6 protein-coding genes are annotated in these 4,588 nt (G+C 50.7%); all 6 read left to right on the top strand.

Annotation, left to right across the window (positions count from 1 at the left end):
- The coding region (locus A4E54_RS00605) for an SDR family oxidoreductase (protein WP_286723723.1) at nucleotides 1-327 on the top strand (327 nt) is incomplete at its 5' end.
- A 59-nt stretch (nucleotides 328-386) separates the two neighbouring features.
- Nucleotides 387-1,541 carry a thiolase C-terminal domain-containing protein gene (locus A4E54_RS00610; RefSeq protein WP_240081793.1) on the top strand — a complete coding sequence of 385 codons (1,155 nt, stop codon included), beginning with the start codon at nucleotides 387-389 and terminating at the stop codon, nucleotides 1,539-1,541.
- A 5-nt stretch (nucleotides 1,542-1,546) separates the two neighbouring features.
- Nucleotides 1,547-1,957 carry a Zn-ribbon domain-containing OB-fold protein gene (locus A4E54_RS00615; RefSeq protein ID WP_240081792.1) on the top strand — a complete coding sequence of 137 codons (411 nt, stop codon included), beginning with the start codon at nucleotides 1,547-1,549 and terminating at the stop codon, nucleotides 1,955-1,957.
- Nucleotides 1,958-2,128: 171 nt separating this feature from the next.
- Nucleotides 2,129-3,265, top strand: coding sequence for a 6-oxocyclohex-1-ene-1-carbonyl-CoA hydratase (oah, locus tag A4E54_RS00620; protein WP_286723728.1), 1,137 nt, complete (start codon nucleotides 2,129-2,131; stop codon nucleotides 3,263-3,265).
- Nucleotides 3,266-3,367: 102 nt separating this feature from the next.
- The gene (locus A4E54_RS00625; protein WP_240081790.1) at nucleotides 3,368-4,132 is read left to right on the top strand and encodes an enoyl-CoA hydratase/isomerase family protein; all 765 of its coding nucleotides are present in this window, start codon (nucleotides 3,368-3,370) and stop codon (nucleotides 4,130-4,132) included.
- A gap of 90 nt (nucleotides 4,133-4,222) precedes the next feature.
- On the top strand, nucleotides 4,223-4,588 hold a 366-nt coding region (locus tag A4E54_RS00630; protein WP_286723730.1), incomplete at its 3' end, for an alcohol dehydrogenase catalytic domain-containing protein.

A 4,588-nucleotide genomic window follows, 5' to 3' on the forward strand; every position in this document is an offset into this window, starting at 1 on the left:
TCAGCCGGTCTGCTGGGCACAATCGGACAAGTTAACTATACGGCAGCGAAGGGTGGAGTTTTGGCTTTGACGAAGTCATGCGCCAAGGAACTCGCGCCTTATCAAATTACTGTTAATAATATTGCTCCGATGGCTGAAACAGACATGACCAGAAAGATTATGACGGACCCCAAAATAGCTCCGACCTATCTAGCGCGCATTCCGATGAAACGTTTTTGCAAGCCTGATGAAATTGTGCCATGTATTGTTTTTCTGGCTTCGGACGGCGCACGCTATATCACCGGGCAAACAATTTGTATTGACGGCGGTATGGTCATGCCTTCATAATATAGCTAACTTATTGTTTATCAATAACGGTTAGGAACTTTTTATCGGGAGGGTAAAATATGCCAAAGGACGTGGCTGTAATCGGTGTCGGCCAAAGCGCTTTTGTGCGCGGCTATCAGGGCTCAATTAGAGAACTGGCCTTTGAAGCCTTTAGAGAGGCCATGCAGGATGCAGCAATCAGTGTTAAGGACGTTGGAGCGTCGGTAGTTTGCTCCGCGCCTGAGTATGACAAGCAGCGCACTCCGTCAGGGTTGATTGCCGAGTATCTCGGACTTAACCCGCAGCCTACTTTTATCGTGGAGAATGTTTGCTCTTCAAGCACATCCGGCATAAGAGTAGCTTATGGCTTAATTAAGTCCGGACTGCACGATGTAGTGGTTGTTCTGGGATTCCAGAAAATGTCCGAGATCAGTTCCGCCGACTCTCAGGAGCGGATGGGCCGCGGCGCGGACATTATGTTTGAATCACCGTTCGGCACCTTGATGCCCGCTTATTACGCCATGCATGCCAGGGGACACTTCGCCAAGTATGGCACCACGGAAGAGGATCTGGCGCTAATCAGGGTTAAAGCGGCAAGTTACGGTGTGCTTAATGAGAAAGCGGTCTACCGTAAAGCAGTGACTCTGGAGCAGGCGATGGAAGCCGGCCCGGTTTGCAGTCCGCTGAAAGTTTTTGACTGCTGTGCCAACGCGGACGGCGCGTCGTGTGTGATTATGGCCAGCGCGGATAAGGCAAAAGAGATTTGCAAAGAGCCGGTATATATTTTAGGGCTGGGAGCGGCGACCGCGCCGATGAACGTCACCGGCCGGACTACTTTTGCCGGTCTTGATTGCGCCAAGCTGGCTGCTGACGAAGCTTATGAAATGGCCGGCGTAGGCCCGCAGGATATTGATGTGGCTGAAGTCCATGACTGCTTTACCATCGCTGAGATGATGGCTTATGAAATGCTGGGCTTCGCCGAACCCGGCAAGGGGCCGGAACTAATCCGCAATCGTGAAACCTACAAAGATGGTAAAATACCTGTTAACGTGGACGGCGGCTTGTTGTCGAAAGGTCACCCGATCGGCGCGACCGGCGGTTCGCAGGTGCGCACCATAGTGCTTCAGCTGCGCAACAAAGCAGGCGCGATTCAGGTGCCTGGCGCGGAAATAGGTTTGGTTCATAATATCGGCGGCGTTGGTATTTATGGAAACGTTATTATTTTCGGGAGGTAAGGATAATGGGATTTGAGCGGTTCGGAAGTAAAAGTTTCACGTCTCAAGCCAAGGTAGCGGAATTTGTTGACTACCTGGACAAGGGCGAAGTGGCATACACAAAGTGCCGGACCTGTTCCCAGGCTTATTTCCCCCCGCGGGCTGACTGCGCTAATTGCCTGGGTAATGACATGGAGTGGGTAGCGATTAAGGGTAACGGCACAATAGTGACCTTTACGCATACGATGTACGCGCCCACCGGCTTCGAGGCCGAAGCCCCCTATACTATTGTTGTGGCGGAGTTCGGTGACATTAAAGTTTTAGGACGTATGAACAAGAGCGTGCCTGTTGAATCGTTATCAGTAGGTATGGCTGTGAAAGTGGAAGTTGTCAAGTTGCCTGACGGACAAGTTACCTACGAGTTTCTACCGGCTTAGGGGATAACTGGGCGATGGTATTTCAATTGGCCTAGGCTGGTAGGAGAATATCCTCACATGTTAAGGGGGTGGTTTTTAAAACAAGTTACTGCCACCTTTGATGAGCGGTTTTAGTTGTGAGTTTATATTGTGATAACTTGCTCTATATTTATTAAAAACAGGAGGATGAATATGGATATTTATAAGTGGCCCCGTGAGGAAGGTATTAAGAACCACGATCTTTTCGGCGAAGAGCATTTTGGGACAATGGATCAGGCCCCGTGTGTAGTATATGACAAGAGACCCCTCTTAGACCCGAAGGGCAACGAGGTTAAGGGCCTGTATAACGTTTGGCTGACTCTTAACAACCCGAAGCAGTTCAACTCTTATACCACTGATATGGTGAAGGGCGTCATCGCCGGTTTCCACCGTGCTTCGATGGACCGTGAGGTAGTAGCGGTTATCTTCACTGCTGTCGGTGACAAGGCGTTCTGCACCGGCGGCAACACCGTGGAATACGCTCACTATTACAGCATGAAGCCCCATGAGTACGCCCTCTATATGGACCTGTTCAACGGCATGGTTGATGCGATTTATATGTGCAAAAAGCCGGTTATCTGCCGGGCGAACGGAATGCGCGTAGCCGGCGGCCAGGAAATCGGTATGGCCACCGACATTACTATTTCTTCCGACCTGGCCATTTACGGACAGGCTGGTCCCCGTCACGGCTCAGCTCCGGCCGGCGGTTCCACTGACTACATCATGTGGTACCTGGGCGCTGAAAAAGGCATGTGGAACTGCATTTCCTGCGAAATGTGGAGCTCCTACAAGATGCAATATAACGGCATGATCTCCAAGGCTATACCCGTTCTCAAGAAAGACGGCAAGTTTATCAGAAACCCGCAGGTCATTACCGACAAGGTCGTTGAAGACGGCGCTATTGTATACGGCGAGATGAAGACTGGTGACGCTGCTAAGGAAGCTAAAGCCATTATTAAAGAATGTGAAACTGATTTCACCTTGCTTGACGCAGAAGTTAACAAACTTTGCTGGACCTTTGCCAACCTTATGCCGCAGTGCTTGATGTTCTCCATCGACGGCATTCGCCAGAAGAAAAAATTCTTCTGGGATATGTCCAAGCTGCCTAACAGACACTGGCTGGCTGCCAACATGAACGCTGAAGCTTACCTCGGCTTCAATGCCTTCAGTAACAAGAAACTCACCGGCGGCGTAGATGTCTGCGACTTCCTCGAATATCGTCGTATTTGCGCCGAAGCCAAACCGTATACCCAAGAGCTGCTTGATGCCGTATTGCCGAAGCGTGTTTAATAATAAGTTAATATCTTAAACCAAGATCTGAGGAAATTTATTATAACTGAAGCGAAGGGGTGGCTAACGCCCCTTCGCTTGTAACGGGAAGGAGGTTTACTCTTGAGCTACGAATTTGTGAAGGTAAAAAACGAGGGCGGTATTGTAAATATCACCCTTGACAAGGCTCCGCTGAATGTCCTGAATATCGCCATGATGGAAGAGTTAATCCTCGCCTTCAAATGGGCGCAGCAGGAAGAAGGGCAAATAATTCTTCTGGACGCGGCCGGCAAGGCGTTTTCAGCGGGAGTGGATGTAGGCGACCATACACCGGACAAGGTTGACGCGATGATCGATGTTTTCGACCGGTTGCTGCTGACCATGTACGAGATGGAAAAGCCGATTGTCTGCGCAGTGAACGGGGCGGCCCTCGGCGGCGGCTGCGAACTGGTCATTTTCAGCGACGTGGTTATCGCTTCGGAAAAAGCGAAGCTCGGCCAGCCGGAAATAGCGGTGGGAGTGTTCCCGCCGATCGCCTGTTACGTAATGCCGCATATTTTGTCCTGGCCCAGGGCGTTGGAACTGCTGCTAAGCGGTGAAGTGATCGGAGCGGCGAGAGCTGAGCATATCGGGCTGGTTAACGCGGTGCTGCCGGCGGAAAACTTCGCCGCAGGGGTACAGGAGTATATCAAGAAATTTCTTGCCAACAGCGGGTTTGTGCTGGCAAAAACCAAAAAAGCGGCGCGTGCCGGCCTGAACAAAGGTTTTGCTGAAGGCTTGAAAGAAATTGACAGAATATACTTGCAAGAATTGATGCCTTCGCATGATGCCAAGGAAGGCTTGACTGCTTTTATGGAAAAACGCAAGCCGGTCTGGACGGGGAAATAAAGAACCGTTGAGAACGCGGGGTTGATTTGATTTTAAATTATTTATTTTTTGGTTAGTCATTTATTTAAATTAAAAGGAGGTAAAACGATAATGGATGTACCGACCAAGATTAATACTTGGCAGATGGTTGAGCCCGGAAAGCTGGAAAAGACAACTATCGATGTGCCGGAACTGAAGCCCGGTGAAGCCCTGGTTAAGATTGCCGGTTGCGGTGTTTGTCACACTGACGTCGGCTACTTTTATGATGGTGTTCCGACAGTGACCAAGCCGCCCCTAACGCTCGGCCACGAGATTGCCGGAACTGTTGTTGCCGGTGAGGCAAGTTTAATCGGCAAGGAAGTTATCGTGCCGGCGGTTATGCCTTGCGAAAACTGCGCCATCTGCGCTGCCGGCCACGGCAACCGCTGCCTGAAGCAGGCGATGCCCGGCAACAGCCTGGGGATTTACGGCGGCTTT

This window comes from Pelotomaculum sp. PtaB.Bin117 (assembly GCF_002067195.1).
Lineage (GTDB): Bacteria > Bacillota > Desulfotomaculia > Desulfotomaculales > Pelotomaculaceae > Pelotomaculum_D > Pelotomaculum_D terephthalicicum.